Source organism: Bradyrhizobium sp. USDA 3311, assembly GCF_054062495.1.
The window spans coordinates 7,132,734-7,157,838 of sequence record NZ_JBSSFI010000001.1 but is presented as its reverse complement, the minus strand read 5'-3'; the positions used below and the strand labels follow the sequence as shown (position 1 = coordinate 7,157,838).

Here is a 25,105-nt window from a genome sequence, read left to right as displayed (position 1 = left end):
GTCAACATGGCACAAATTCGCGTCGAAAACCTGCGCAAGTCGTTCGATCAGTTCACGGCCGTGCAAGGCTCGAACTTCACGATCGACGACGGCACCTTTTTCGCGATGCTCGGGCCCTCCGGCTGTGGCAAGACGACCACGCTGCGCATGATTGCGGGCCTCGAGCTGCCGACCGAGGGCAAGGTCCTGCTCGACGGCGAGGACGTGACGTTCCGCCGTGCCGCGGCCCGCGACATCGCCTTCGTCTTCCAGCTTTTCGCGCTCTATCCGCACATGAATGTTGCCGACAATATCGGCTTTCCCCTGAGGTGCCAGGGCATGGGCCGGCGTGCGGTCCGCGAGCGCGTGCAGGAGACGGCGCGGCTCCTGCGGATCGAGCATCTCCTGTCGAGCAAGACGTCAAAGCTGTCGGGTGGCGACCGCCAGCGCGTGGCGCTGGGGCGCGCTATGGTCCGGCGGCCCAAGGCCTTCCTGATGGACGAGCCGCTCGGGGCGCTCGACGCCGAGTTTCGGCATCTGATGTGCGGCGAGCTTCGCGACCTCCATGATCGCATTGGTGCAACTACGGTCTACGTGACACATGACCAGCTCGAGGCGATGTCAATGGCGGACCGGATTGCCGTCATGAACAAGGGGCGCGTCGAACAGATCGGCTCGCCGCAGGAGATCTATGACCGGCCCGCGAGCATGTTCGTGGCCGATTTCATCGGCTCGCCGTCGATGAACTTCTTGCGCTTTGAGGGCGGCCTACGATCCGGAGATCGGGCCATCGCCTTCCATGATGCCAGCATCGCGGTCCCGGAGATCCGCGAGGATCGCGCGAGCGCGCCGCTGGCGCTCGGGATACGCCCGGAGCATATCCGTTTCGCCGATGCAGCACCCGTCCGCGGCGAGGTGTTCGGCGCAGAATATCTCGGCACGACGCAGATCGTCACGGGTCGACACGGCGCATGGACGCGTCGCTGCCCGGCTGCCCTCCAGCGCGTCGGTGCGGATCGGCGAGACGGTCGGTCTCGAATTCCATTCCGAGCGACTGGCGTTGTTCGATGTTGGCAGTGGCATGGCGATCCGGACCGCCAATGAGGGGAGCCCGCGCCATGGCTGACGTCATTCTGCGCAACATCAGCAAGCGCTTCGGCACGATAGAGGCGGTGCGCGAGCTCTCGCTGGCGATCAATGACGGGGAATTCCTGGTCCTGCTTGGGCCGAGCGGCGCCGGCAAGACCACGACGCTGCGGCTGATCACCGGGCTCGAGAGCCCCGACACCGGTTCGGTCATGATTGACGGCCATGACGTGACGCATGATCCGCCGGGATCGCGCGATATCGCCTTCGTCTTCCAGCAGTACTCGCTGTATCCGCATCTCACTGTCTATGACAATCTGGCATTCCCGCTACGCTCGCCCGCGCGGCGCGTGCCCGAGCCCATCATCCGCAAGCGTGTCGAACAGACGGCGGAGCTGCTGCATATCGCAAGCAAGCTGAACAACCGTGCAACCCGCCTGTCCGGCGGTGAGATGCAGCGGGTGGCGATCGGCCGCGCATTGGTTCGCGATCCCGCGATCTACCTGATGGACGAGCCGCTCTCGTCGCTGGATGCGAAGCTCCGTTCGGAGCTGCGTCTCGAGCTCAAGCGGATCCAGCTCGAGCTTGGCGCGACTATCCTTTACGTGACCCACGACCAGGTCGAGGCTATGACCATGGCCTCCCGGATCGGCGTGATCAAGGATGGCCAGCTCCTTCAGCTCGGCACGCCGCGGGAGATCTACGAAAGCCCCTCCAGCTCCTATGTCGCCTCGCGTCTCGGTACGCCGCAGATCAATTTCCTTCCGGCACGTCTCTTGTCCGACGTGTCGGTGCCGCCGGAAACGGAGACCGTCGGCATCCGTACCGAGCATCTGAAGGTCGGTGCGCGCAATGGCGGACGGATGGTCGGCCGCGTCCACCGGGTCGAGCACCTCGGCGAACAGAATCACGTTCATCTGGACTATAAGGGCGAAATGCTGGTGACGCTTGCGGATCCGCATCAGCAGCCGCTAAAGGCAGGTCAGGAGGTCGAATTGCACCTGGTACATCCGCTCTGTTTCGATCGCGCGGGGCGACGCATCCCCGCGATGATTCTCTAGAGGATCATGTCGATGTCGCTGCAACCTGGGACGTTCAAGTCGTTGATCAAGGTGGCCGCAGAGCAGGTTATCGCCAGTGCGCCGGAGCTGACGAGCCTGGATCAGGCGATCGGCGATGGTGACCACGGAATCAACATGAAGCGCGGATTCGAAGCGGTTCTGGGCAAGCTCGATGCGATCTCCGCGCAACCGCTCGACGAGGCGCTGAAGATGATCGGCAAGACCCTGGTGATGACGGTCGGCGGCGCGTCCGGGCCGCTTTACGGGAGCTTCTTCCTCGCCGCCGGCGAAGCGCTCTCGCACGACAAACACTTACCGGACGACCTCGCGGACGTTTTCGGCAGTGGCGTGAACGCGGTGAGCGCGCGTGGCCGGTCGCAGGCCGGTGAGAAGACGATGCTCGACGTGCTTGTTCCCGTCCTGGAAACGCTGAGGACTGCGGCCGGCCAGCCGGATCTGATCGCGCGCGTCCGGACCACCGCTGCCGAGGCGGTCGAGCGGACCGCGCCGATGCAGGCCACCAAGGGGCGGGCGTCGTTCCTCGGGCCACGCAGCGTCGGGCACGTCGACCCCGGCGCCCGCTCGAGCTGCGTACTCGTGCAGGCGGTCTGCGCGAGCCTGGAGGGACAGCAATGACCGACACTGTGGGTATCGTGATCGTCTCGCACTCGAAGGACATCGCCAAGGGCACCGCCGACATGGTGCGGCAGATGGTCGGCAGCGAGGTCAAGGTGGCTTTTTGCGGCGGCAATCCCGACGGCGGATTGGGCACCAGCGTCTCCCTGATCATCGACGCCATTAATGATGCCTGGTCTGCCAAGGGCGTCGCAATCCTCGTCGACCTCGGCGGGGCCGAAACCAACAGCGAAATGGCGGTCGAGATGCTGGAGCCTGCGCGGCGCGATCTCGTTGTCGTATGCAACGCGCCGATCGTCGAGGGCGCCGTGATGGCGGCAACCGAGGCCGCAGGCGGCAGCTCACTGGCCCAGGTCAAGGCCGTGGCCGAGGAACTCTCTGCCGACTGAGACGTCGGCGAAGCGATGATGGAAGATGAGCATGCTGGACAAAGCGGACGGAAAGATTTTCACCGGAAATGTGCGGCTGGTGCACGCGGTTGGCATGCACGCGCGCCCCGCGGTCAAGCTGACCAAGCTCGCCAAGAAGTTCCAGGCCCAGATTTCCGTGCGGGTCGCAGGCGCGGCCGAGTGGATCAATGCCAAGAGCGTGGTCAAGATCATGGCGATGCGTGCGGCCCACGGCAGCACGATCGAGATCAGGGCGTCCGGCAGTGATGCGGAAGCCGCCGTTGCGGCGCTGGTCGACCTGATCGCAACCGATTTTCCGGACGGGGCTTAGCAGCATGCAGGGTAGCGCGACAGGACTGGCCTACCGCGGCAGAACCGCCTCGATCGGCTTTGCCCATGGCCCGCTCGTCCGGGTCGGCGCGGACACCAACGGCGAGCGTGTCGCGGGCAACCTGGCTGAAGAGGCGCTTGCGCTTCGTGCTGCGATTGACGCGGCAAGCGGGCAGATCGCGGATCTCGCCGGGATCGCCGGCGGCGAGGCTGCACAGATTCTCGAATTCCAGGTCGCGCTGCTGGAGGATGAGGATTTCATCCAAGCGATCTTCGCATCGATTGGCGATGGCGATCCGGCGGATGTCGCATGGCGTTCGGCGCTCGACGCGCAGATCGCGGACTACAATTCAGCTGCGGACGAATATCTGAAGGCGCGCTCTTCGGACCTTGCGGACCTGCGCGACCGCGTGATCAACATTTTGCGGGGCGATGGGGGCCCGGCGCTGGAGATTCCGAGCGGCGCCGTCGTCTGCGCCGACGATCTGCCGCCCTCGCGATTCCTGGAGATCGACTGGTCCGGCGGCGGCGGTCTGGCGCTCTTGCGTGGCAGTCCCACGAGCCACGTCGCGATGCTGGCGCGCGCGCGGGGCATTCCCATGGTCGTGCAACTCGGCGCCATTCCGGACGTCAGAGCCAACGCGCTGCTCGATGGTGAAGGCGCGACGCTCGAGCTCGATCCCAGCGCGGAGCAGGTTCGCCTGTTCGAGAAGCGGCGCGAAAGCCATCGCAAGAGCAGGGCGTCCGCCCGTGCGATCCTGCGGCGGCCCACCGCATCATGGCGCGGCGAGCGGATCAAGCTGTTTATCAACATCCAGCGCGTCGACGATCTCGAGCATCCCGACGCGCAATATGCCGATGGGATCGGCCTGATGCGCACCGAGTTTCTGCTGACGGAGAGGGGCAGTTTGCCCGATGAGGAGACACAGTTTCAGGCTTACGATGCGGTGCTGCGTTGGGCCGACCAGCGCCCGGTCACCATTCGCACGTTTGACGCGGGCGGCGACAAGCCGGTCGCCGGCTTTACGCTGGACGGCGAAGCCAATCCGTTCCTCGGAGTTCGGGGCTTGCGGCTTTGCCTGGCCCGGCCCGAGATCTTTGCCATTCAGCTCCGCGCGCTGGCACGGGCCGCCGTGCGCGGAAACCTCAAGGTCATGTTTCCGATGGTCACGTCTGCGGCTGAGCTCGAGGCGGGGCGGAAGCTGTTTGCCGATGTCGTGCAGCGCTTGCAGGCGGACGGCATTGCCGCGATGCTTCCCGAGCTGGGAATCATGGTCGAAGTCCCGGCGGCGGCCCTGGCTATTACGAGCTTCAAGACGTCCTTCTTCTCGATCGGCTCGAACGATCTCGCGCAATATGTCCTCGCCTGCGATCGTTCCAATGGAGCGCTTGCCCCCTTGATGGACCCGCTGCATCCGGCGGTGCTCGAATTGATCGCGCGGACCGCCGAGCATGGGCGGCGCGCCGCGATCAGCGTCAGCCTATGCGGCGACATGGCAAGCGATCCGCGCTGCCTTCCCGCATTGCTGAATTGCGGCTTGCGCGAGCTATCTGTGAATGCATCGGCGCTCGCGCAGATCAAGCAGACGATCGACCGGCTGAGCAGCGGAGGGGGCCTTGGCTGACACGGCGATCGATGAGCCAGCAGAAGCCGGCGCTGTTGCAGTTTACAAGCGCATCTTCAAGGAAGTGCTGGAGAGCCGCCCCTCGGGCATGCGGCTGCGTCTGGCGCATGCCATTGGGAAGAACCGCAGCTTCGTCAGCCAAATCAGCAATCCCGCCTATCCGGTGCCGATACCCGTGCAACATCTCAATACGATCTTCGATGTCTGCCACTTCTCTCCGCAGGCGAAAACCGCCTTTCTTCGCGCCTATGCACGCGCGCATCCGCGCCGGATCGGCCGACTGACCGAAGGATCGCATGAGCGGACCTTGACGCTGCATTTGCCAGATCTCGGCAGTGCGAAGCGGAACGCCGAGCTCGATGCGCTGCTCCAGGAATTCGCGCGGCGCTTGATTGCCATCATGCGGGAAAAAAATAAGGCGTGAGGCCAAAGGGAAGAAGCGGGGAGGAGACAATGAAGAAGTTCATCAATTCGGTCGACGGCATGCTTGCGGAGAGCCTCGACGGACTTGCGGCCGCGCATGCCGATCTCGTCGCGCTTGGGCCGGAGCGGAAATTCGTGCGGCGCCGTGAGCTGAACCCGAAGAAGGTCGCACTCGTCTCGGGCGGCGGCAGCGGGCATGAGCCGCTGCATGCGGGCTTCGTCGGCTATGGCATGCTCGACGCCGCCTGCCCGGGACAGGTCTTCACGTCGCCGACGCCGGACCAGATCGTCGAGGCCGCTCAGGCGGTTTCGGGTGAGGCCGGCGTGCTGTTCATCGTGAAGAACTACGCGGGTGACCGCATGAATTTCGAGATGGCGGCCGAGATCGCCGAGGGGCTCACGGCGACCATCGTCACCGACGATGACGTCGCGGTCGAGAACTCGACCCACAGCATCGGGCGTCGCGGCGTGGCTGGCACGCTCATCGTGGAGAAGATCGTCGGCGCGGCGGCCGAGAAGGGCGCCGACCTCAAAGGCTGCGTTGCGCTCGGCGAGCGCGTCAACGTGCGCACGCGTTCGATGGGCGTGGCGCTGACGAGCTGCACGGTCCCGGCTGCGGGCACGCCGACCTTCTCGCTCGGCCAGGACGAGATGGAGATGGGGGTCGGCATTCACGGCGAGCCTGGACGCCGCCGCGTCAAGCTGGAGCGGGCAGACGCGATCGCGGACGAGATGACGACGGCGATCGCGCAGGATCTCGACGCGCGCGACGGGGCCGAGGCCCTCCTGCTCGTCAACGGATTTGGCGGAACGCCAACGATCGAGCTCTATCTGATGTACAACGCGGCGCGCCGGATGCTCGAGAAGCGCGGCTTGCGCATCGCTCGCTCGCTGGTCGGCAGCTTCGTCACCTCGCTGGACATGGCCGGGTGCTCGCTCACCGTCAGCCTGCTCGATGCTGAGACGACCGCGCTCTGGGACCATCCCGTGCGCACGGCGGCATTGAAATGGTAATCGCGGTTGTGAGCGGCAGGTGATCGCTTTCGCGCCGGCGAAGGATCAGCGGCGACGGCCCACTCCCGCTTCGGATTGTGCCAGTCTTCCCTCACTGAAACTTGCCGCGTCTCGCGGACACGGCGTCTCTTTCGCATTGACTGGGAAGCGTCGATGCAAAGTGTGTTGCCTCAAAGAAAACGCAGCGATTTGGAAACGTACCCCTTGACGCCGATGTCGATCGCGGTTGCCACGAATACAGGATCGTCGTTGACGCTAAACATCACGATGCGCGCTTCGGCATCTCTTCCAAAGATCTGTCGAGCGAGCTCCATGCCGGAGACAGATGGCAGGTTGATGTCTATGGCGCAGACCTCAGGAGGTCCGGCAATAAAGGACGCCAATCCACTGGCCGCATCTGCCGCTCCTGTGACGATGAAGCCTGCCTCGTCGGCAAACAAGGCCTGGCAAGCAGCTATGATGATGGGATGATCGTCGACGATCAGTACTCGCATCAGGCTCCGTGCAGCGATATTGGTGGCCTAGACGATGTTGCAGTAACGCGCATCGCAGGCGGACATTACCGACGGATTACGACCGCGAGGCCCGCGCGGCCTCAACGTGCTGAAGGGATGCCGAGAATGATTGTTCTCACCATGCGTTGAAGTTGGTGACGAGTTGCTTATCCAAGGACAAGCTTTCCATGCCACTGGCAAGCAAAATACCGCTTCGGTTATGGTGTCCACTCCCGGGCATGGTTCGTTTGTGGTGCAAGAAGTGCCCGATCTCGTGCGCCATTACACCAATGAACGGTTCGCCAAGATCGAACACGGGTGGATTACCTTGGTCAACAACCACGAATACCTGCTCATCAGGTAGATACTCCCCAGCCGCCTCAGTATCCATTGCAGCATAATCACCGACCAGAAAGCAGGTGAGATCGGCGCCGTGCCTCTTCAATGGTGCGATATCCTTTCGAAAAACATCCCGCGAGATTTTTGGTCCTAAGGCTTTCTGGACCGTAATCCATTTGGCATCGACCAGCGTGAAAAAGATGTTCGTCTGAGCCCCGAAGACCCAGTTCAGCCTGGTGAGGAACCAGGGCACGTCATCCGGCGTCCATTTCGTGGCGTTGATGACTTTGCCTGACTGATCGAGGTGCTTGAGAAATCTGAACGCGATCGTGAAGTCTTTGCGCTGCAGAATGGCGACCTCCAACTTGATGGCCGTGTTGCCGCGCGCGGCTTTGAGTTCCGGAATACCTACACCTTTGGCAACGACCTTGAGGCCGCGCGCACTGCCATCCAGTCGCGCGGTGCCATACAGCGCTGTACGCAGGCGCAGCAATTGATCATCGCGCTCCTGACCTTTTTGCTCTCCATAGCGACTGTTGATGTATTCCTGAGCGACGCGTTCGACTTGCTCGAAGCGCACATCCTCAACCTGTAACCGGTCGCGATCATACGATAGGTGAACGTCCTTGCTGTCGCGCAGGCAGACCAAGTTGAAGCCTCCCCGAGGAACGATCATGAAGCTTTGCGCCGCGTACACACCAGAATCCTGCAAGAACTGAGCGAAGCTTGCCATAGCTTTCCCAAACCTTAGATCACGATAGTGTCGAGCCCGGACCACCGCGCCGGGGATAACTATCCGTGACCATTGCTCGCCGGTTGAGCCAGCAACATACTGGAAATTAGCCATGCGGGGCAATGCGCTGGCGTCGATTTTGCGGTCTGGACTTCGTTGGTGGTTGCGAGGGCGAGCGAGTTGTACGTCGAGTGGAAGGTATTCTGACAGCGGATGTCGTTAGCTATTCACGCCTTATGGCGGTGACGGGCGCGGCGCGCTAGCGACGCAGAAAACCGTCTGCCAAGACGTCGTAGACTCAACGATTGCGAGCCACGGCGGGCGCATCTTGAAGACCACCGATGACGAGTTGCGGTTCATTAGGTATACTGGCGATGCGAGCCGCCTGCTCTTCGACGGAACCATGCCTGGCGTTGGCGACACATGGAAACGCAGCAACACAACTGCCGATTTTCATCGGGGAACATCATACGCTCCCGGCTGGATGCGGGCCGCACGTGAAGGAGAATCCCGGCAAATCTTCCCGACTACACCGGCCGAAGTCCAGTTAGGAGTAACCTGCCGTTTCTTTTGCCGGAGCGTAGTCGGACGACTATTGCTCAACCACGCAAGGAAGGTAGGTCATGCCACTGACCGAAGGCGACGTCCTGGACACACTCAGCGACTCGGTTGCGCTTGGCATCGAGTTTTACGTCGACAAGATCCATATCAAGGGCGAATACTTGACGACAGTTCGCGATCACATTCGTGTCGGTAATATATTGGTGAAGGGCGGCACTCAGGATCTCGCCTTCTACGATCAGGCCACGGATATTCTCTTGACGCAGAAGAAGTCGCCTCCCGCAAATGATAGCGATCGGGCGCTACTCCTGCATGAATGCGTCCACGCCATGATCGACGTCTATGATCCTGACGGCGCTGTTACGCGCCACATGGGCGAACTGGCGGCCTACCTCACTCAAACGACATATAGCGTTCGCAGGAATCCGTCGTCTAACCGCAACGGCACCGCCCCCTGGGACAAATTCTGGTGCGACCTCTACGCCACGGTGCGCGCCAACAAGCTCGACACCAGCGCGGGCAATGGCGTCCGGATCCCGTCGGCGACGCTCGAAAGTCTGCGCCGGCAACTCGCTGCGCTGCCTTTTGTGAACTATGGAAAGTTCGCTAAAGAGGCGACCGGCGTGTCGGATGGGCTGATCCGCAGGAACTTATTTCTGTCGAGCGATGAACCTGTATCCATGCGATCATCGAGCGTTTCCCACGAAGCTTACGTTGATCCGAGCGATGACTATTTGATACGCACCCTGATGGAGGCCTACGCGAGCACCGATGTTAGAGGTTATGGCAGCCGCCTGCGCCGGCTACGTCGTGATTTTCTCTATTGCTCGCTGTCTCGCGCCCATGAGCTCCGGAAGAGGTTCTCGGTGCGGAAGCGTGGAGACCGGCTCTCCGAACTGTTTCACGATCGCCTGTCGCATGGCGGCCGCGCAATTCTTCTCCGTGTGCTTGCGCTGCGAAGCTGACCAGCACGCTGGACGGAAAAGCGCTCTCGAGAGGAAGAATGCGCTACCGCACCGCGTCGAATTCTCGGTGTGTTGGTGCATCATTAAGTAGACTCCCGACCACGCCGTTGCTGCGGATTCTAGTCCAGGTGCCTTGTGCGCAGATCTTGAAGGTCCTTTTTCAATGCCACCAGATCCAGCCCGCGAGGAAAAGTGAGGCGTCCAGAGCGGATCACGAGCCGGACATACGGATACCGTTCTTCGGCAAGCATCGGAGAACTAATCTTGTACTTGTGCCAATCTTCGACGATGTGTGCCTGTTGTTCGACGTTGTATGAGTCCCAGCTATCCCCGGGCGTGTAGTCGTAGCCGGCACCGACCGTCTGCGCCCAGAAGGAGCGTGCCATTGTCCAGTTTGAATCGTTGAACGCCTGCCACACGTGGGTCATTTCGTGCACGAAGAGGTCGCAAATGCGACCGAAGTCGTCGCACAAGAGGCCGAAGGTGGGGCTAGGCGATGCCAGGTTACTGAACGCGACATTGCCAAGATTGATGGCATACCGCATGCTCGGCACCATGGGATTGCTTCCTCTAAAGAATGGTCCATCGTTCGTCCACGGTCTTCCGCCTGCTCCCAGGCCATTGGTAATCGCGATGGTCTCCCATGGCGGCAACGTCGGGCCAAAGACGTTGCGCGCGAAATCCCGTTCGCTGACGTCTAGGACGCGCGCGAAGTCGGGTCGGCTTCCTCCACATTCCGGCGGGGTCGGAGCCGCTGGGGTGGGCGCAACCGGTGGAGTGGGCGCAATCGGTGGGGGAGGCGGCGTACCTGGCGGCAGATAGATGAATCCCCCTCGCCATCCACCTTTCCCGCCGGTCGTACCGGATGAAAACGCAAAATTCTGGCGGTCGGGCGACATCGCGCGGCAGCCTACATACTCGGCCAGGTACCAGTTCACCTGCCGTGTGGCTTGTTGGAAATCGCGCTGTTTGACGAGCTTGATGCCCGGAAAATTGAACTCGATGAGGTCCCAAGGGTCGATGCCGATCCGCTTGGCGAGGGATATCCAGGTCTCGCCTGCCGTCACCGCATGCCGGATTCCTGCTGGCGGTACATAGCTTTCGACGATAGGCTTCAAGGGCCTTTCCTGGTTCGGCAATGTGAGATCTCCCCCCTGCTGGTTCCTGCGGAACTACGCGGTCTCGCCACCAATATCGTGGTCGCCGCTACCTCGAGGCGGTTCGATAGTTCCATTCATCCGAGCCACGAACTGGCAGTGGCAAATCGAGGAGCCTCATTCGTAGCTTGGAGGCGTAGACACGGAGCAATGCCGAACGAGCAATGTCCGCTTTAGCGCCTGCCTTTCGACTTCGAACCGAGCAGATCATGCGTTCCGCTGATGCTCACCGTTCCCGAGCACTCGAAACCACCGAAAATTCCGCAGGAGCCGGTGACCGTAACGCGCAAGTCTTTGCGTTGGTACATGTCGACCGAAATGCCCACGCGCGAAAAGTCGTTCGCGCTGTTCGGCAGGATCAGATCGATGTGCTCCGCGGCCCACTGCGGTATATGCTTGTTGCTCTTCCAGAACAGTTCATTGCCGGCGTGATGCACGAAGTTCGGCCCGACCGTAAGCGCACCGTCCACGCCCTCGAACACGAAGCCTGTTTCGTCGATGTGCACGTTCACCCGATCGGGTGCTACGGCGAAATGCAGCGAGGTGATGTCCTGGGGCTGCGGGTCCTTGCCGAATTGCGAGCTGTAAGCGTCGCTCCATTGTCCGCGGTCGCGCCCGAGCCCGAAGCCGTGGCGGCCCGGGAGATCCCGCGTTGAGAGTGGCTTGTCGGACAGCTTTGGGCGCCAGATCTCCCGAAACCCCTTGCCGATCGTTGCCGCCATCGACAGATCGAGGGCCCAATGCGACGCCTTCTCCGGGCTTTGCCCTTCGGCGAATGCGTCGAATCCGTCCGTCGTCTTGGCAATGCGCAGCTTCTTGATCAACTCTTCCCAGTCCTTGGGCAGGAAGGTGACGCCATCGAGCGTGGTCGTCGTGGCAGCGACACCATACTTCTCGAGTTGGTGTCGGATGTAGGGCTTCTCGTCATAAAGGCGCACATCCGGGTTGGGGCCGGCAAAGTAATTCTTCAAATCGATCTGCGGCCGAAGCATGGTCAGTCGCGCCGCGATCTTCCGGTACGTGTCGGTCGTCGTCGGATCAGTCGTCGTCATGGAACGCCCTCCGAGCCAATCCTTGCCTCAGATTGGTCTCACCCGAACGGGCTCGGGTTCAATGCCGGCTCGCTCGATCAAGCTGCCGCCCGGCCCAGGTCATTCGAATTCCTGGCGCGCCAGCGCAGTGACTGTTTGAACCTGCCGATCGGAGATGGCGACCACCATCCGTGGGGTAGTGTGAACAACGAGGACGATCAAATGTCACTGCGGAGCAGGGTGTTAGACGTACTCAGTGGCCCGGCCGTCGCACGCATGCGGTTCCGGTTTCCGATCCGCGGCAGCCATGTGACGATTGCGCCGCAAACGTTCCATCACGTCGCCCGCGCTATCCGGTTGGGGCAGGTTACCGTCAGACCTCCGACGGATCTCGCGGCAGGCGTTGCTGCACAATACAACGATGTCGCGAGAACCAGGGCGGACGGCACAGCGGTTGCGGCGAACACGCTGGAGGTCGTGTCGGCGACGGGGCGGCTGGACGAGGCCTATATCGTCCACGAAAGCCTGCATGCGGCATATGATCTGTTGCGTACCAGCCTTGATGCCAATGCGGAAGAGGCGTCTGCGTACGTCTGCACGGCGCTCTATTGCCGCATGACAGGCCTGCCCCGCCCGCGCTGGGCCAACGGGCCGATCTACGCCAATGCCGCAGAGGTCGCCCGAACGCTGCTGTCCCAGTATCAGAAGGGCGATCCCGGGATTCCCTGGGTCGGCGAGCATGAATGGAAGATGCTGCGTGCAGGTGTTGGCCTCGATCCGGTCTATGCCAGCGGACCCGGCGGTATTCTCACGGGATGGCTCCTCGGCCAACAATATACCCACGACGGCTAGAGTGACGGGGGCCGCATCCGCTTCAGGAAATGGCAGGAGCTTCCAACCCCTGCCGTGCATCGCCAACGGAGCCGACGCACTTGAGCGCGTCATGCGACCAGCAGGCCCAGCTTGCCGACCATCGCAAGCGAGCGTTGAACACTTTCTCGCGTTGACAGCAACAACGGATCGGCAGGCTTCCCGGCACTATCCTTCTGGTCTACCTGGATGGTCGGGCCGAATTTTTCGGTCATTTCGGCCGTGATCTGGTCGATGGTCCGCGCACCGTCGAGCAATTGCAGGAAATCCCTGGTCCGGTCGTCCTCCAACTGTACCGTCTGGTGGAGGAGGTTGGTGACGAGCGGACCTGTTTGCGCTTGTCTTCGTGCGAGCAGGCTCGCCTGCGGATGCTCGGTAGCTTCCTTCGACAGAAATGGGCGCGACAGCAGGAAAGAGACCTCGCCGCTGCAAGCCAGGATGAACATTGCCTCCGTCAGCACCTTTTCGGCATCATCCGTGTGCCGGCCGCCCAGCAGCGCGCGGGCGCCATCGAGCAGCTCGCCAAATGATAATGCGCGCGGCCAGGCCCGGCCGAGACATAGATACGCAGCCTTCAAGAGCGGATTGGTTACCGTGACCCTGCTGCCGTCCTGGTTCTCGAATTCCATCGCGGAATCGTCGGTCACGCAGGCGTCGGGGTCAACCGGGTTGGTCGTGCTCAGCAAATGGAACCTGGTGATGAAATCGAGGTCGATCTGGCGGGATAGCGAAATGCTGTCGTGGCAGAGCAATGTGCGCCGAAAGCCGTTGCCGTCGATGAAGTCCTGATATTGATCGCGCGCCATGAACTCGCTCTCCGGGAAGCGCTGCAGCGTCGCGCGAACCTCCTCGGAATAGCCGGCAAGATAGCGTCGTGAGAAATCAGCGTCGCTCAGATATTGCAAGCCGTGGCGGCTTGCGTCTTCGGCAACCTCATGCAGCAGGAAGGCCTCGGCGCCATCATCGAGATCGTCGTGAAATAAGAGCTCGTCGGGGGACTTGAGGACGCGGTTGTACTGGTCGCGCATAACTGCGCCGTGCACCGAGTTGGCCTTCGAGCCGTCGCTCAGGAACTTCAAGATCGCGCGGGCCTGTCCTACCTTCTCCCTCATGTCGGTGAGACGGCGGGTGTGATACCGCATCATGTCGCGGACCAGGTCGCGAAGATGCGAGAACGGGTGCGCGTTGTAGCTGACGTAGCAGACCCCGCGCGGAGCCATGTTCTGCTTGAAGATCATCATCATCTTCTCGCGCACCGCCGGCGGAACCCAGGAATACACGCCGTGCGCTATGATGTAGTCGTATTGCCCGAAGCTTTCGTCGACATTCATGATGTCGCAGTGCAGGAGCTTGATATTGCTGAGGCCCAATGTGGCGATATTTCGCTGGCCGCGCTCGATCGTCACGCCGCTCAGGTCGACACCGACGAATTCGCTGTTTGGATATTGAAAGGCCATCGGCAACAGGTTGCCGCCAACGCCGCAGCCAAGCTCGAGCACCCGGCAACGCTCGACCGGAGCCGCCTGCATGCCGTAGACGGCAGCAATGGTAGCGAGATGGTTCGGATGAGTGAGCCCGTAGACGTGGCCAGGGTAGTAGACCTCGTCGTATGGCGTGGGACCGGTGCTCGGGTGGCGATGCTCGGTTTGAATGTTCATCGTCCTCAATTCCACGAATATGCGAACTTGTCGTTCTCGATCGAGACCCGCGCTTGCTTGACTTCTTCCTTGGCAAGCGACTTGCTGAGGAATTCGCGTGACAGCTCCGGGAGCAGGGTGTTGGTGATGATGTTGTCAATCATTCGCCCGCCAGAGTCCGGGTCGTTGCAACGTGACACAATGTGCTCCACGACCGCGTCATCGTAGCTGAATGCCGCGTTATGGTTGTCACGGAGGCGTCGTCCGATCCGGTCGAGCTGCAACCGAGCGATCCCGGCGAGCATTTCGTCGGATAGCGGGAAGTACGGTATCGAGACGATGCGTCCGAGCAGCGCTGCCGGAAACACCTTCAGCAATTCCGGCCTCAGCATCTTGGCGAGCTCTTCCGGTTCGCTGCGATACTTTGGATCTCGCGAGAGGCCCATGATCAGATCGGTGCCGACGTTGGTGGTCAGGATGATCAACGTGTTCTTGAAGTCGATCCGCCGCCCGTTGCCGTCCTCCATGGTTCCCTTGTCGAACACCTGGAAGAAGATCTCGTGGACGTCGGGATGAGCTTTCTCGACCTCGTCGAGCAGGATGACGCTATAGGGCTTGCGCCGGACAGCCTCGGTGAGGCGTCCACCTTCTCCATAGCCGACATAGCCGGGAGGCGCTCCCTTCAAGGTCGAGACGGTGTGCGCTTCCTGGAACTCCGACATGTTGATCGTGATCATGTTCTGCTCGCCGCCGTAGAGGGTCTCGGCAAGCGCCAGGGCGGTTTCAGTCTTGCCCACGCCGGATGGACCAGCCAGCATGAACACGCCGATCGGCTTCGACGGGTTGTCCAGTTTGGCGCGGCTGGTCTCGATTCGCTTGGCGATCATCGTCAGCCCATGGGACTGGCCGACGACGCGGCGGTTGAGGATCTCCGGTAGTTTCAGCACGGTTTCGATCTCGTCGCGCATCATCCGGCCGACCGGGATGCCAGTCCAGTCAGAGACAACGGACGCCACCGACTGCTGGTCCACATAGGCATAGACCATCCGCTTTTCCGGATTGATGCTCTCAAGCGTGTCGAACTTGCCGCGCAGCTCCGCGCGCCTGGCAGCCGGATCGTCGCCTTCCATGGGTTCGGACAGGATCTCCCGAATGCTCCGGATGTCCTTGACGAGCTCCTGCTCTGCGGCCCAATCGGCTTCGAGGTTCGTCAGCTTGTCCTTCAATGCTGCGATGTCGTTGTCGATCGCTACGATGCGCTCGTCGTCCTCAATCCCAAGATCGCTGTCGCTGACGAGTGCTGATCGCTCAGCTTCACGGGCGGCAATCGCAACGCGTGCATCCTCGATCAGGGCCGGAGTCGCGCTCTGGCTGATCGCCACGCGCGCCGAGGCGGTATCAAGCAGGCTGACCGCCTTGTCGGGCAACTGCCGTGAAGGAATGTAGCGGTGGGACAGGTTGACCGCTGCGACGATCGCGGCATCCGAGATGCGAACGCCGTGGTGCTTCTCCATCGGACCGAGGAGTCCGCGCAGCATGATGCAGCAGGTTTCCACATCGGGTTCATCGATCTGGATCGGCTGGAAGCGTCGTGTGAGCGCGGGATCTTTCTCGATATACTGGCGATATTCTGCCCACGTGGTGGCGGCGATCGTGCGCAGCGTGCCACGCGCAAGGGGAGGTTTCAGGAGATTGGCTGCATCACCGGTGCCGGCCGCGCCGCCGGCGCCGATCAGTGTGTGGGCTTCATCGATGAACAGGATGATGGGGGTGGGTGAGCTCTGGACCTCGTCGATCACCGACCGCAAGCGCTGCTCAAACTCGCCCTTCATGGAGGCACCGGCCTGCATCAGGCCGATGTCGAGCGCACAAAGCCTTACACCGCGGAGCGGTGGCGGCACGTCGCCGGCGGCGATACGCTGGGCGAAGCCCTCGACAACTGCGGTCTTGCCGACGCCAGCCTCGCCGGTGAGGATTGGATTGTTCTGCCGCCGACGCATCAACACGTCGATCAGTTGGCGGATTTCTTCGTCCCGACCAAGGATCGGATCCATCTCGCCCGATTTGGCCTTGGCGGTGAGATCCTGGGAGAACCGGTCGAGCGGCGTCGTCCCCTTGGGACCCGCTTGGGCCGCGCCTTCCGTGACGGCGCCGACCAGGCCCGAACCGTCCATCGGTCGCATGGTCTCCTCGTCGGAGCCGGCCCAGACGGCGCGACGCTCCGCGGCCAGTGCGTCGACGTTGACCTTGGAAAATTCCTGCGAGAGGTTGTTCAGCGTGCGACGAATATCGTTCGATTTCAGGCCTGCCACAAGCAGATGACCGGTGCGGATCTGGGTCTCGCCAAAGAAGAGCGTGGCATAATGCCAGCCCCGATCGAGCAGATCGATGACCGAATTGGCGACGCCCGGCATGTCGGTTTCGTTCTTACGAAAGCCATTGATCACGCCGGCAAGGTCCGACAACAAGCGTGCGCGGTCGAGCTTGTAATGATCGACCGAGAGGCTGAGATCGTTGCGTTCCTGCTGCAGGATATGAAACAGCCAGTGCGCAAGCTCGACGTTGCGATTGCCGGCGCTCTTTGCGTGGCGCAGGGCCTGTAAGAAGGCATCATAGCCGGCCCGGTTCAGCTTGCCCGTTACAGCTTCAATGCTGATGTCGGTCACGGCGGCTCCTCCTGCTCAATTCCTCCGCGGATGCGTGCCATCATGCGGAAATTGCCTCAAATTCCATAGCATTAGGCGATCAGCGCGATGGATAGGTTCAAATCGCCGCGGCATTCGCTGTGGCACTCCGGCGGGCTCTCAATCGTTCGCCGAGCTGAAAGCGGGCATCGCGGCGATATTCTTCCGTGGAGGCCCAGTTCGGCGAGACCCAGGTGGTCCATCCAAGTCGCCCACTCTGTCCAAGCCTGACCGGGACGACCTCTCCCGCCGGAATGGCGAGCTCGACCTCCCATTCCAATTCGTCGCCGATATAGAAGAAAACGGCGTCGGCCAGCGGCGCCGACAGGTTGGGTGTTTCGGTCGGCAGGAATTGTTCGTACTGAGCAAAAGTTCTGACAAAGACCCGAACTCTGATCTTGTCCTCGACGCTGAACACACGCGAGCCGAGAAGGGCGTCCTGGCCGAGCCTCGCATGCGTTCCGCCGAGCCGGCTGCAGTGACTTGGGTCGAATGAGAGCCAGGTGCCGACGAATTCGTCGATCTCGACTTTGACGTCGAACAGTCCTTGCAGGAACCGCGTCAACCGTGATGCACACTTCGCCCTGGGCGCGACCAGTCCAGCGAAGCTGAGCTTCGCCATGTCCGGAACCGCATCGCGATCGGCGAAAACATCGGAGCCCAAGCCGGCGAAGGAGCCGACATAGGCAATGAAGCGATCGTCCGCCGGGCGGTCATGCTGCGCGATCGGGCGCGCGTCGGCCCAGGCACGAAAGAAGAGTTGCAGGAAGCGTCCGTTGAGGAGGTCGAGAAAGCGGGGGAAGGCGTCATCCCGCATCAGCCACCAGCTGAGGCTTTCATCGGTGGTGGCAAGGGGCAGGGCGCCCTGCGGGCCCAGGAGGCCGAGAAATTTGACGAGTATCCTGAGCCGGGCACCCTGGTCGTCCACCGCCGCGAGGTTCGAGGCGGGGAACTCCAGATAAGGCACCTGGCCGAGGTCGATATATTCGTCGCGACGCGCGGCACTGTCGCCGATCCGCGGTCGATCCGGGTTGGCGCGCTCGAACTGGCGTAACGTATGGAAGAAATCGAAGCGCCAGGGCTCGGCCTTCATCTGGTCGATCAGCGTCATAGCGGTCTCCGCGTGCCCATGCGCGGTGGCCACCGCATGATCTCGCCGCGCTCCGGCGTCGAGATGACCGTCTGAGTGAAGGTGTTGAAGCCCGAATAGTCGGCGAAGAAGCGCTCCAGTATTGCCCCGAGCAAAAACACGCCGCTGCCCTCAAATGCCTTCTCGTCGAGCGTAACGGTAATCTCCAGGCCCCGTGCTGCGCCGCTACCCGTGCGCTCGCGCACGCGCCGTACGACAGGTCGGCTTTCTATGCTGCGCACGCCGCGGATCTTGCGCTCCGTGGCGTCGTCGAACTGATCGGCGAACAAGGCCAGCATCTCGCGCAGCGCTCCGGCGTTCTTGCCGCCACCGCGTTCGACGAGGCCAAGATAGTTGAGGCTGAGCATGTTGATCAGCCGCCAGCTGACAATCCCACTGTTGGCGATTTCGCTGCGGCTGCGCAGTTGGGCAACCACCGGCTCACGCGGTGGCGTGGGACCAGCGACACACATCAGATCAAGGGAGGTATCGTCCAGCAGCCGAAAGTCGGCGCCGCCCTGGCCGACCGGCAAGTGCTCGGTGAGATGGCGATTGGAGCACAGAGCCCGGACGCTCAGTTCGGCGACGGAGCCTCCGCCACTCAATTCGCCGGGCTCAAGCAGCGACAGGAACATGTCCGTTCCGGTGTAGTCTGAGGAAGTACCGTATGTCTTCTCCTCTACTGTGCGGCGCCGGGGTAAGCGGCGGACGGTGAAATAGAGCCCGTCGACCGATCCGCTGGTCCGGTCGACGGCGGCCGAATAGAGCGGGCGCACGGGCCGCTTATCCTTCTCTGCCGGCAGGTGCGCGTAGACCTCGAGCACCTGGTGCGGTTCGTATTCCAGATAGCGGCTGCGATCTGGCACCACATGGTACTCGTAAGTATTCGACTTGACAGGAATGCGATCGCTCGTTTTCTCGAACAGATTGATCGCCGGTGCAGTATAGAGCCTGAAGGTCTCGGGGCGCACCGAGGCAGCCAGCCGCGAATTGTGTTCATCGAAAGCGAAGACAATATCGATCGATTTGCTGCGCAGTCGCGACATCACGCTGCGTAGTCCCGTTAGGTTTATGCCGAGGAACTTGCGTGGAAACATGAAATATTCTCGCAGCAGCTCCGAGCCGCGAAATATCCGATTGTCGTTAGGGAACAGCGACTCGTTTTCGTCGAAGCCAATTTGCTGCACGCAATCATGGGGCGCACGAGTCACCACCGGATCGCCGAAGTCGTCGAGATGCCGGAAGTAGACTCCCTTGCAATTCGAGATCAATTGCTCGTAGAGCGCGATGGCGTCGGATTCAGCGCCTGAGAGGTAGATCGGAAGTTCGCTCACGCGGCAGCCTGCGAACCAGGTTTCCGGCTTGGCTCGGGCCTCTGCGTCCGGTAGTTCCTCGTCGAGCCGGGCTGCGGTACGATGGGTCAGCGACAGCTTCAGCCCCGCGATGACGTCGCCTCCGACCGGGATCCCGAGCGCCTGCAGAGTGCCCGCTGTGGAGAAATACTCTGCGCTGGTGACGTCGAACGGCCAGAGCACGATGTCGCGGCAAAGTCGAAATCGGCAGGAAAGACTTCGTTCTCTCTCGCGGTAGGTCGCGTCGAAATAGGCGCCGCGTACAATCTTCTTGCCGTCGCGCAGCGCTGGGTCAGCGTAAGGTGGCCGTGCCGCGACGAGCATCGCCGACGGTGTGGGCGCAAGATAGTTGGGTACCAGCTGCTCAAGCAGGTTTGCAGTGAATTCCGGGAATTCGTGCTTGAGCTTGAGCTGAACGCGGGCGGCAAGAAACGCGGCGCCTTCCAATAGTCCCGTGATCATCGGGTCCGAGCGGTCCCGGATGAGGCCGCCGAGGCGCTCTGCGATGCCAGGATATTCTTCGGCGAAATCTCCTGCCTGCTCGTATAGCAATGACAGTTCACGATTGTAGAAATCGAGGAATTCGCGATTCATGCTAAAGTCGATTGATTTGGATGTCGCCGCTGTCGAGGTCGACGTCGGCGACAAATTCCACGGGGACGTTGAGCGGCTCAGCCTTGAGGTCGGCGTGAACGATGAAGCGCAGCTTCAGCTGCTCAGGACCGACCGAGCCGTCGCGACGGACCCGGATCGTCTTGCGATCGAGTCTTGGCTCGTACGTCGTCAGAGTCTCGCGCAGGGCGCCGGTGAGTTCGTCGTCCGTGACCTCGTCGATCGAACGGTGGGCGATATCGGGGAAGCCGTAGTTCAGGATCGAGGTTCGAACGCTATCCCGCCCGCTCAGATCCAAGGTCGATTCCAGAGCAATGGTATTGAGGAGCGTTTCAAGGTCATGGGAGACCTCCCGCCGCAACAACGTTTCCGAGATCGGAAAGCGGCCTGCGCTGCGCCGCCCGGCAATGATCCGCTCACCGAATTCATCGCGCAGATTGAGCTTCTTGCGCGCATCGCGTGCTTCATGAGCGGAGCGAAAGGCCAGCATAAATGGGGGAGAGAGCCGATCCCTCTTTGGAGCAATGGTCATTGACTGTCCCCAAGATGTCCGGCTCGCTATGCTGTTTCGCGGAGCAATAGCTGGTCTCCGGGATGATGTCGCCTCAGCAGGCGGTCGGGCCCGCAACCGGTCAAGTCGAGACTTGCGACCGCAATCGCATCGCCTGGCGCCGGTTCGCGCTTATCGCAACCGGCGCCAGGTAGGGCCGACAATCAGGCCCATTCCTTGTTGGCGGGAACGTCCCAGCCAAACACCGGCGCAGCTCCAGCGCCGCCTTTTTCTGTCTGGGTCTTGTAGGTCATCTTGACCTTCGCGAAGTTCAGACTCACGTTTTCGGTGAGGCGATCTTCACCGTGCGATCCGCCGGTCGATACGCTGGTGACTAGGATGTGCTTCATCTCGATCTTGAGATACTCCAGCGGATTTTCGCCCGCCTTGCGGACCGTGAGGATCGCCGTATCAATGTGCTTGCCGTTCGCGCAGACCTTGAAAAGCTCCGGCGTGGCCTTGTCGACGAAGTGCGTAAAGTGGAGATCCTGGACGCTGACCTTGCCGGCGCCGCCGCCCGAACCGCTGTGGAAAGTGCCTGACTGGCTTTCGCCGAAAGACCAGCTCAAAATATCGATTTCGTCCTTGTGCTTGTCGTCCAGCGACTCGCCCTTGATCGGATCGAGTTTCAAGAAGATGTCGACAGCCATAGCGTAGTCCTCTCAAATTTCTGCGTGGTTACGGTTGCGATGTTGCGGCATCAGGAAGCGGGGCCGGGTAGGCGTGAAACCAGGCTGAGGCCGACGTCCATCGCCTCCAACTGAAAGTGTGGACGAAGAAAGAAGCGCGCGTTGTAATATCCCGGATTCTCCTCGTTTGCGATGACTTCAACCTTCGCAGCGGCCAGTGGCTTGCGCGCTTTCTGAGCTTCTGACGAGAGGGCTGGGTTGGCATCAACGTATTCGTTGATCCAGGTTTGCAGCCAGATCGTCAGCTCATCCTTCTCCTTCATGGATCCGATCTTGTCGCGAACCATGCACTTCAGATAGTGGGCAAAGCGGGACACTGCGAACATGTAAGGTAGTCGTGACGACAAGTTGTCGGACGCGGTGGCATCCACGCCCTTTTCGCCGAAGTACTTCTTCGGCTTGTAGAGTGACTGGGCGCCGATGAAGGCGGCCTTGTCGGTGTTCTTGCGATGGATCAGCGGGATGAGGCCCGCCTTTGCAAGTTCGTGCTCGCGGCGATCACTGATGGCGATCTCGGTCGGGCATTTCAGGTCGACGCCGCCGTCATCGGTCGGGAATGTGTGCGTCGGCAGGTTGATGACTTCGCCACCGGACTGCACGCCGCGGATCCGCGTGCACCAGCCAAATTCCTTGAAGGCGCGGTTGATGTTGACCGCCATTGCGTAGGCGGCGTTGATCCAGCCGTATTTATCGCCGGTGTGTCCGTCCGTCTCCTCTTCGAAGGCGAACTCTTCCACGGGCTCCGATTTCGCGCCGTAGGGGAGGCGGCCGAGCGCGCGGGGCATGCACAGGCCGAGATAGCGCGAGTCGTCCTGATCGCGCAGCCCCTTCCATGCGGCATACTCCGGCGTGTCGAACACCTTACCGATGTCGCGAGGGTTGGACAGCTCGGTCCAAGAGTCCATTCCCATCAGCGTCGGCTCGGCGCCGCTGAAGAAGGGAGCGTGCGCGGCGCCAGCGATCTTGCTGAGATCGCGGAGCAACTGTACGTCGGTTGGGAGGTGGCTGAAATAGTAGTCGCCGATCAGGCAGCCAAACGGTTCGCCGCCCAGCTGGCCGAATTCATACTCGTAGATCTGCTTGAACAGGGGACTCTGGTCCCAGCGCGCATCGGGGTAAAGCCGCAGATTCCGATACAACTCGTTCTTGGAGACGTTCATCACCCGGATCTTGAGGTTGGCGTCGGTCTCGGAATTGAAGACGAGGTAGTGGAGGCCGCGCCAAGCACTTTCGATTGACTGGAACTCAGGTGTGTGAAGAATTTCGTTCATTTGCGCGGTCAGCTTCTGGTCGATCCGCGCGATCATCTCCTCGATGGTGTCGAGGACGTCCGACTTGATGACGCTCGTGTCCTTCAACGCCTCTTGAACGAGCGTGGATACCGCGTTTTCGACTTCGGTCGCTGCGCGTTCTGTGCGGGGTTTGAAGCTTTGCTTCAGCAGAGTGGCAAACTCGTCAGCTTCGACGGTCTTGACCTGGGTGGTGCTCTCTTTGTGAACAGCTTCTTTTGCCATGGTCCCCATTCCTTCCTTAGCTCTCGGTGCCAGGTTCGGTCGACTGGCTTGTCGCGCGTTCCCGAAGCGCCGCCATCAGTTGAGGATCGGCGAGAAGTTTTTTGAGCTGGTCCTCGGCGGCCACCTTGCCATCCATGTAGCGCAGCAGGTTGGCGAGTTGTTCGCGCGCCTCGAGCAGCTTGGCAGCAGCCGGCACCTGGCGGGCGACGGCCACCGGCGTGAAGTCTGCCATCTTGTTGAAGCGCAGGTTGACCGAGATCTTTTCGTCGGATCCATCGCTGAGGCGATTGGCGACACGCGCCGTCACGCCGGGCTGGATTGCCGCCATGCGGTTGTCGAAATTGTCCATGTCGAACTCGAGGAACTTGCGCTCCTCGACCTTCGTCTTCTCGACGCCAGGGTTATTGCCGGAGAGGTCGGAGAGGACGCCCATGACGAACGGCAGTTCGATCAGCCGCTCGGCGTCGTAAGGATCTTCGTATGTGATGTGCACGCGTGGTGCGCGGTTTCGCCGAATGAATTTTTGACCGCTGTCTGTAGCCATGGTTCCCTCACTACGAAATCGCATTAGACATCGAAAAAGACATCGAATTTGCGCGACGCAGATTGGCTAGGGCGCTTCAAGTTGCTGCGGTCGGCAAACATCCTTGTGTCCAATTAGTGCCCTCGAGCGAAAGCTGGGTTCAATGCGATCTGTCGATTGTTTTAAGGGCTCCCTCAGGAAGAACATCATTCAAAAGGCTGAGAAAATCTCGTTGCGCGAGGTCGCGCGCGCGATCGACCAAAAAGGGGATGGGGCTGGACGGCTCCGCGGTTCGGAAAAACGACGCCACCTTCGTCAGCAGGCCTAAGGCCTGCGCCCTGTTTTCTATTGAAAATACAATATCTTGAGCGCTGCTCTCTGCCGTCGATGAGAGCGAGGTAGCGAGTTCCGCCATCCGTTCGATCGGCAGGTCGAAGACCTTGTCGCGCCCGATGTTGATCGCAGCGCTCTCCACGTGCGCAGGCACCAGCATCCGCATAACTTCAATGAATGACTTGCCCACCATCTCCTGCGCTTGACGCACCAGCAACAGTGCCGGGTTGGATGGTTCCATTCGGGCAAAATAGTCGGCCGCCGCTGCAAGCGCTGCAGATGCCTGTGCGGATGAAGTCACCACCCCGCTCGTGTCTGACGGCGCCTGTGTATCGACAGGACCGACATCTTCCGCGGTTGCAGCGATCGCGGCCGGATCGCGCAACGCGACAAGACCCGCAAGCCAGGCAGCCATGCCGTTAACCAGGCCGGAGAGCCTGTCGAGGCTGATCGGTTGCCCCGCGTTCAACTTCTCGTGCCAGGTTTGTTTGATACCCGCGATTTCAGCCGCGACCGCGGAGCACCGCGCGCTGGTTGCCTTGAGAGTGTCGAGATCCGTCTCGCTGACGATGCGCTCGATGGCCGCCAGATCAGGTCCGTCGGCGTCGGCGTCGCCGGCGGGAATTTCGCCCATGGCAACCTGATAAGCACGGTAGTTGAGGTTGCCGTGTCTGCGGTTCTCGATCAGGGGAAGGAACTGGAGCGGGTTGATCACGGTCGGGAACACGTCGATTGCCTCGACCGTGACGGCGCGAAGTGCGTAGTCGCCGTCCTCGCCCTTCGGATGCACCGCCTCCCACTGCTCGCGCAGCAGCAAGTTGGTCGCCTTCAGGCAGCAGAGAAAGCCGTCGAGATCGCGGTTGAGGATTGAAAACTTGGCCAGCAGCAGGTTTAGGCGCAGATCGCGGGTACGCTCCAGGAGGGGCTGCGCGGCGGCGAATTGGCCGGCAAAATCGACTGCCTTTGGATCGAAGCGTCCACGCTCTCCGTTGGCATTGACGACCTCGAAGAACGACATCGGCAGCAGCGATTCCGCACCTGCGAAGAAGTTCAGATACTGGATGTCTCCGATGGCGTCGAGATCCGGCCCGCAGGGATCGTCAGCGGCAATGGGGTGCGTCAGGGAGGCGACATCAAGCATACGACGATCGTCCATCTGCTCGGTCACGGCCCCGCTGCCGAGCCCGTGGCGACTGCCGGATCGCGGGGGGATCCATGATCCGAGTCTATATCCATGGGTCAGATGCCTGCTGGTGTTGGTTCATTCCCGAAGATCATGCCATTTTCGCGTGAACCGGCAAGCTCTTGGAGCCGACTACTTGATGACCGGGGCGGTTCCTTGGACCGCTGTTGTGGAACGTCCGGACCAGCCCTGGGGCGGACCTGCCG

General features: G+C 61.4%; 22 protein-coding genes and 1 pseudogene. 10 read left to right on the top strand and 13 right to left on the bottom strand.

Annotation, left to right across the window (positions count from 1 at the left end; genetic code table 11):
* The first annotated feature begins 6 nt into the window (after positions 1–6).
* From ACVWW6_RS34395 to dhaK, 8 genes and pseudogenes are all read left to right on the top strand, one after another.
* Positions 7–1,105: pseudogene (locus tag ACVWW6_RS34395) on the top strand (ABC transporter ATP-binding protein).
* A complete protein-coding gene (locus tag ACVWW6_RS34390) occupies positions 1,098–2,126 on the top strand; it encodes an ABC transporter ATP-binding protein (RefSeq protein WP_011086353.1) in 1,029 nt (342 codons plus the stop codon). Before ACVWW6_RS34395 ends, ACVWW6_RS34390 begins: the two are co-directional and overlap by 8 nt.
* A 12-nt stretch (positions 2,127–2,138) precedes the next feature.
* The gene (gene dhaL, locus ACVWW6_RS34385) at positions 2,139–2,762 is read left to right on the top strand and encodes a dihydroxyacetone kinase subunit DhaL (protein ID WP_051000397.1); all 624 of its coding nucleotides are present in this window, start codon (positions 2,139–2,141) and stop codon (positions 2,760–2,762) included.
* Positions 2,759–3,151 (top strand): dihydroxyacetone kinase phosphoryl donor subunit DhaM, encoded by a 393-nt coding sequence (dhaM, locus tag ACVWW6_RS34380; protein WP_011086355.1) that lies wholly within the window; start codon positions 2,759–2,761, stop codon positions 3,149–3,151. Before dhaL ends, dhaM begins: the two co-directional genes overlap by 4 nt.
* A gap of 25 nt (positions 3,152–3,176) precedes the next feature.
* Positions 3,177–3,482, top strand: coding sequence for an HPr family phosphocarrier protein (locus ACVWW6_RS34375; protein WP_011086356.1), 306 nt, complete (start codon positions 3,177–3,179; stop codon positions 3,480–3,482).
* 4 nt (positions 3,483–3,486) lie between these two features.
* Positions 3,487–5,106, top strand: coding sequence for a phosphoenolpyruvate--protein phosphotransferase (gene ptsP, locus ACVWW6_RS34370; protein ID WP_456682238.1), 1,620 nt, complete (start codon positions 3,487–3,489; stop codon positions 5,104–5,106).
* Entirely contained in the window at positions 5,099–5,530 is a 432-nt protein-coding gene (locus tag ACVWW6_RS34365; RefSeq protein ID WP_456682237.1) for a hypothetical protein, read from the top strand. Before ptsP ends, ACVWW6_RS34365 begins: the two co-directional genes overlap by 8 nt.
* Positions 5,531–5,559: 29 nt before the next feature.
* Positions 5,560–6,543, top strand: coding sequence for a dihydroxyacetone kinase subunit DhaK (gene dhaK, locus ACVWW6_RS34360; protein WP_456682236.1), 984 nt, complete (start codon positions 5,560–5,562; stop codon positions 6,541–6,543).
* 170 nt (positions 6,544–6,713) lie between these two features.
* Here dhaK and ACVWW6_RS34355 read toward each other — a convergent pair whose 3' ends face one another.
* Positions 6,714–7,037, bottom strand: coding sequence for a response regulator (locus tag ACVWW6_RS34355; protein WP_011086360.1), 324 nt, complete (start codon positions 7,035–7,037; stop codon positions 6,714–6,716).
* 136 nt (positions 7,038–7,173) lie between these two features.
* Positions 7,174–8,223, bottom strand: a complete 1,050-nt coding sequence (locus ACVWW6_RS34350) for a hypothetical protein (RefSeq protein WP_456682235.1) — start codon at positions 8,221–8,223, stop codon at positions 7,174–7,176.
* 509 nt (positions 8,224–8,732) lie between these two features.
* Between ACVWW6_RS34350 and ACVWW6_RS34345 the strand changes: the two genes are divergently transcribed.
* Positions 8,733–9,635: a hypothetical protein gene (locus tag ACVWW6_RS34345; protein ID WP_456682234.1), complete on the top strand. Its 903-nt coding sequence runs from the start codon at positions 8,733–8,735 to the stop codon at positions 9,633–9,635.
* A 119-nt stretch (positions 9,636–9,754) separates the two neighbouring features.
* Here the strand turns inward: ACVWW6_RS34345 and ACVWW6_RS34340 are convergent, their stop codons facing one another.
* Positions 9,755–10,753, bottom strand: coding sequence for a hypothetical protein (locus ACVWW6_RS34340; protein WP_231166683.1), 999 nt, complete (start codon positions 10,751–10,753; stop codon positions 9,755–9,757).
* A gap of 212 nt (positions 10,754–10,965) precedes the next feature.
* Entirely contained in the window at positions 10,966–11,844 is an 879-nt protein-coding gene (locus tag ACVWW6_RS34335) for a hypothetical protein (RefSeq protein WP_456682233.1), read from the bottom strand.
* Between the two features lie 135 nt (positions 11,845–11,979).
* Between ACVWW6_RS34335 and ACVWW6_RS34330 the strand changes: the two genes are divergently transcribed.
* Positions 11,980–12,675, top strand: coding sequence for a hypothetical protein (locus ACVWW6_RS34330; RefSeq protein ID WP_456682232.1), 696 nt, complete (start codon positions 11,980–11,982; stop codon positions 12,673–12,675).
* An 89-nt stretch (positions 12,676–12,764) separates the two neighbouring features.
* Here the strand turns inward: ACVWW6_RS34330 and ACVWW6_RS34325 are convergent, their stop codons facing one another.
* The 9 genes from ACVWW6_RS34325 to ACVWW6_RS34285 all read right to left on the bottom strand — a co-directional run bounded on the left by ACVWW6_RS34325 (position 12,765) and on the right by ACVWW6_RS34285 (position 24,857).
* Positions 12,765–14,351 (bottom strand): methyltransferase regulatory domain-containing protein, encoded by a 1,587-nt coding sequence (locus tag ACVWW6_RS34325; protein WP_456682231.1) that lies wholly within the window; start codon positions 14,349–14,351, stop codon positions 12,765–12,767.
* A gap of 5 nt (positions 14,352–14,356) precedes the next feature.
* Positions 14,357–16,996 (bottom strand): type VI secretion system ATPase TssH, encoded by a 2,640-nt coding sequence (gene tssH / locus ACVWW6_RS34320; protein ID WP_028170695.1) that lies wholly within the window; start codon positions 16,994–16,996, stop codon positions 14,357–14,359.
* Between the two features lie 97 nt (positions 16,997–17,093).
* Positions 17,094–18,158, bottom strand: a complete 1,065-nt coding sequence (gene tssG, locus ACVWW6_RS34315) for a type VI secretion system baseplate subunit TssG (protein ID WP_011086369.1) — start codon at positions 18,156–18,158, stop codon at positions 17,094–17,096.
* Positions 18,122–20,089: a type VI secretion system baseplate subunit TssF gene (tssF, locus tag ACVWW6_RS34310; protein WP_028170696.1), complete on the bottom strand. Its 1,968-nt coding sequence runs from the start codon at positions 20,087–20,089 to the stop codon at positions 18,122–18,124. The genes tssG and tssF overlap by 37 nt, the downstream gene beginning before the upstream one ends.
* 1 nt (position 20,090) lies before the next feature.
* On the bottom strand, positions 20,091–20,639 hold the full coding sequence (gene tssE / locus ACVWW6_RS34305; protein ID WP_082756541.1) for a type VI secretion system baseplate subunit TssE: 549 nt from the start codon (positions 20,637–20,639) through the stop codon (positions 20,091–20,093).
* Positions 20,640–20,821: 182 nt separating this feature from the next.
* Positions 20,822–21,307, bottom strand: coding sequence for an Hcp family type VI secretion system effector (locus tag ACVWW6_RS34300; RefSeq protein WP_011086373.1), 486 nt, complete (start codon positions 21,305–21,307; stop codon positions 20,822–20,824).
* A gap of 50 nt (positions 21,308–21,357) precedes the next feature.
* The gene (tssC, locus tag ACVWW6_RS34295; protein WP_038967726.1) at positions 21,358–22,860 is read right to left on the bottom strand and encodes a type VI secretion system contractile sheath large subunit; all 1,503 of its coding nucleotides are present in this window, start codon (positions 22,858–22,860) and stop codon (positions 21,358–21,360) included.
* Positions 22,861–22,876: 16 nt separating this feature from the next.
* Entirely contained in the window at positions 22,877–23,404 is a 528-nt protein-coding gene (gene tssB, locus ACVWW6_RS34290) for a type VI secretion system contractile sheath small subunit (protein WP_063713277.1), read from the bottom strand.
* A gap of 139 nt (positions 23,405–23,543) precedes the next feature.
* Positions 23,544–24,857 (bottom strand): type VI secretion system protein TssA, encoded by a 1,314-nt coding sequence (locus ACVWW6_RS34285; protein ID WP_456683216.1) that lies wholly within the window; start codon positions 24,855–24,857, stop codon positions 23,544–23,546.
* Between the last annotated feature and the right edge of the window lie 248 nt (positions 24,858–25,105).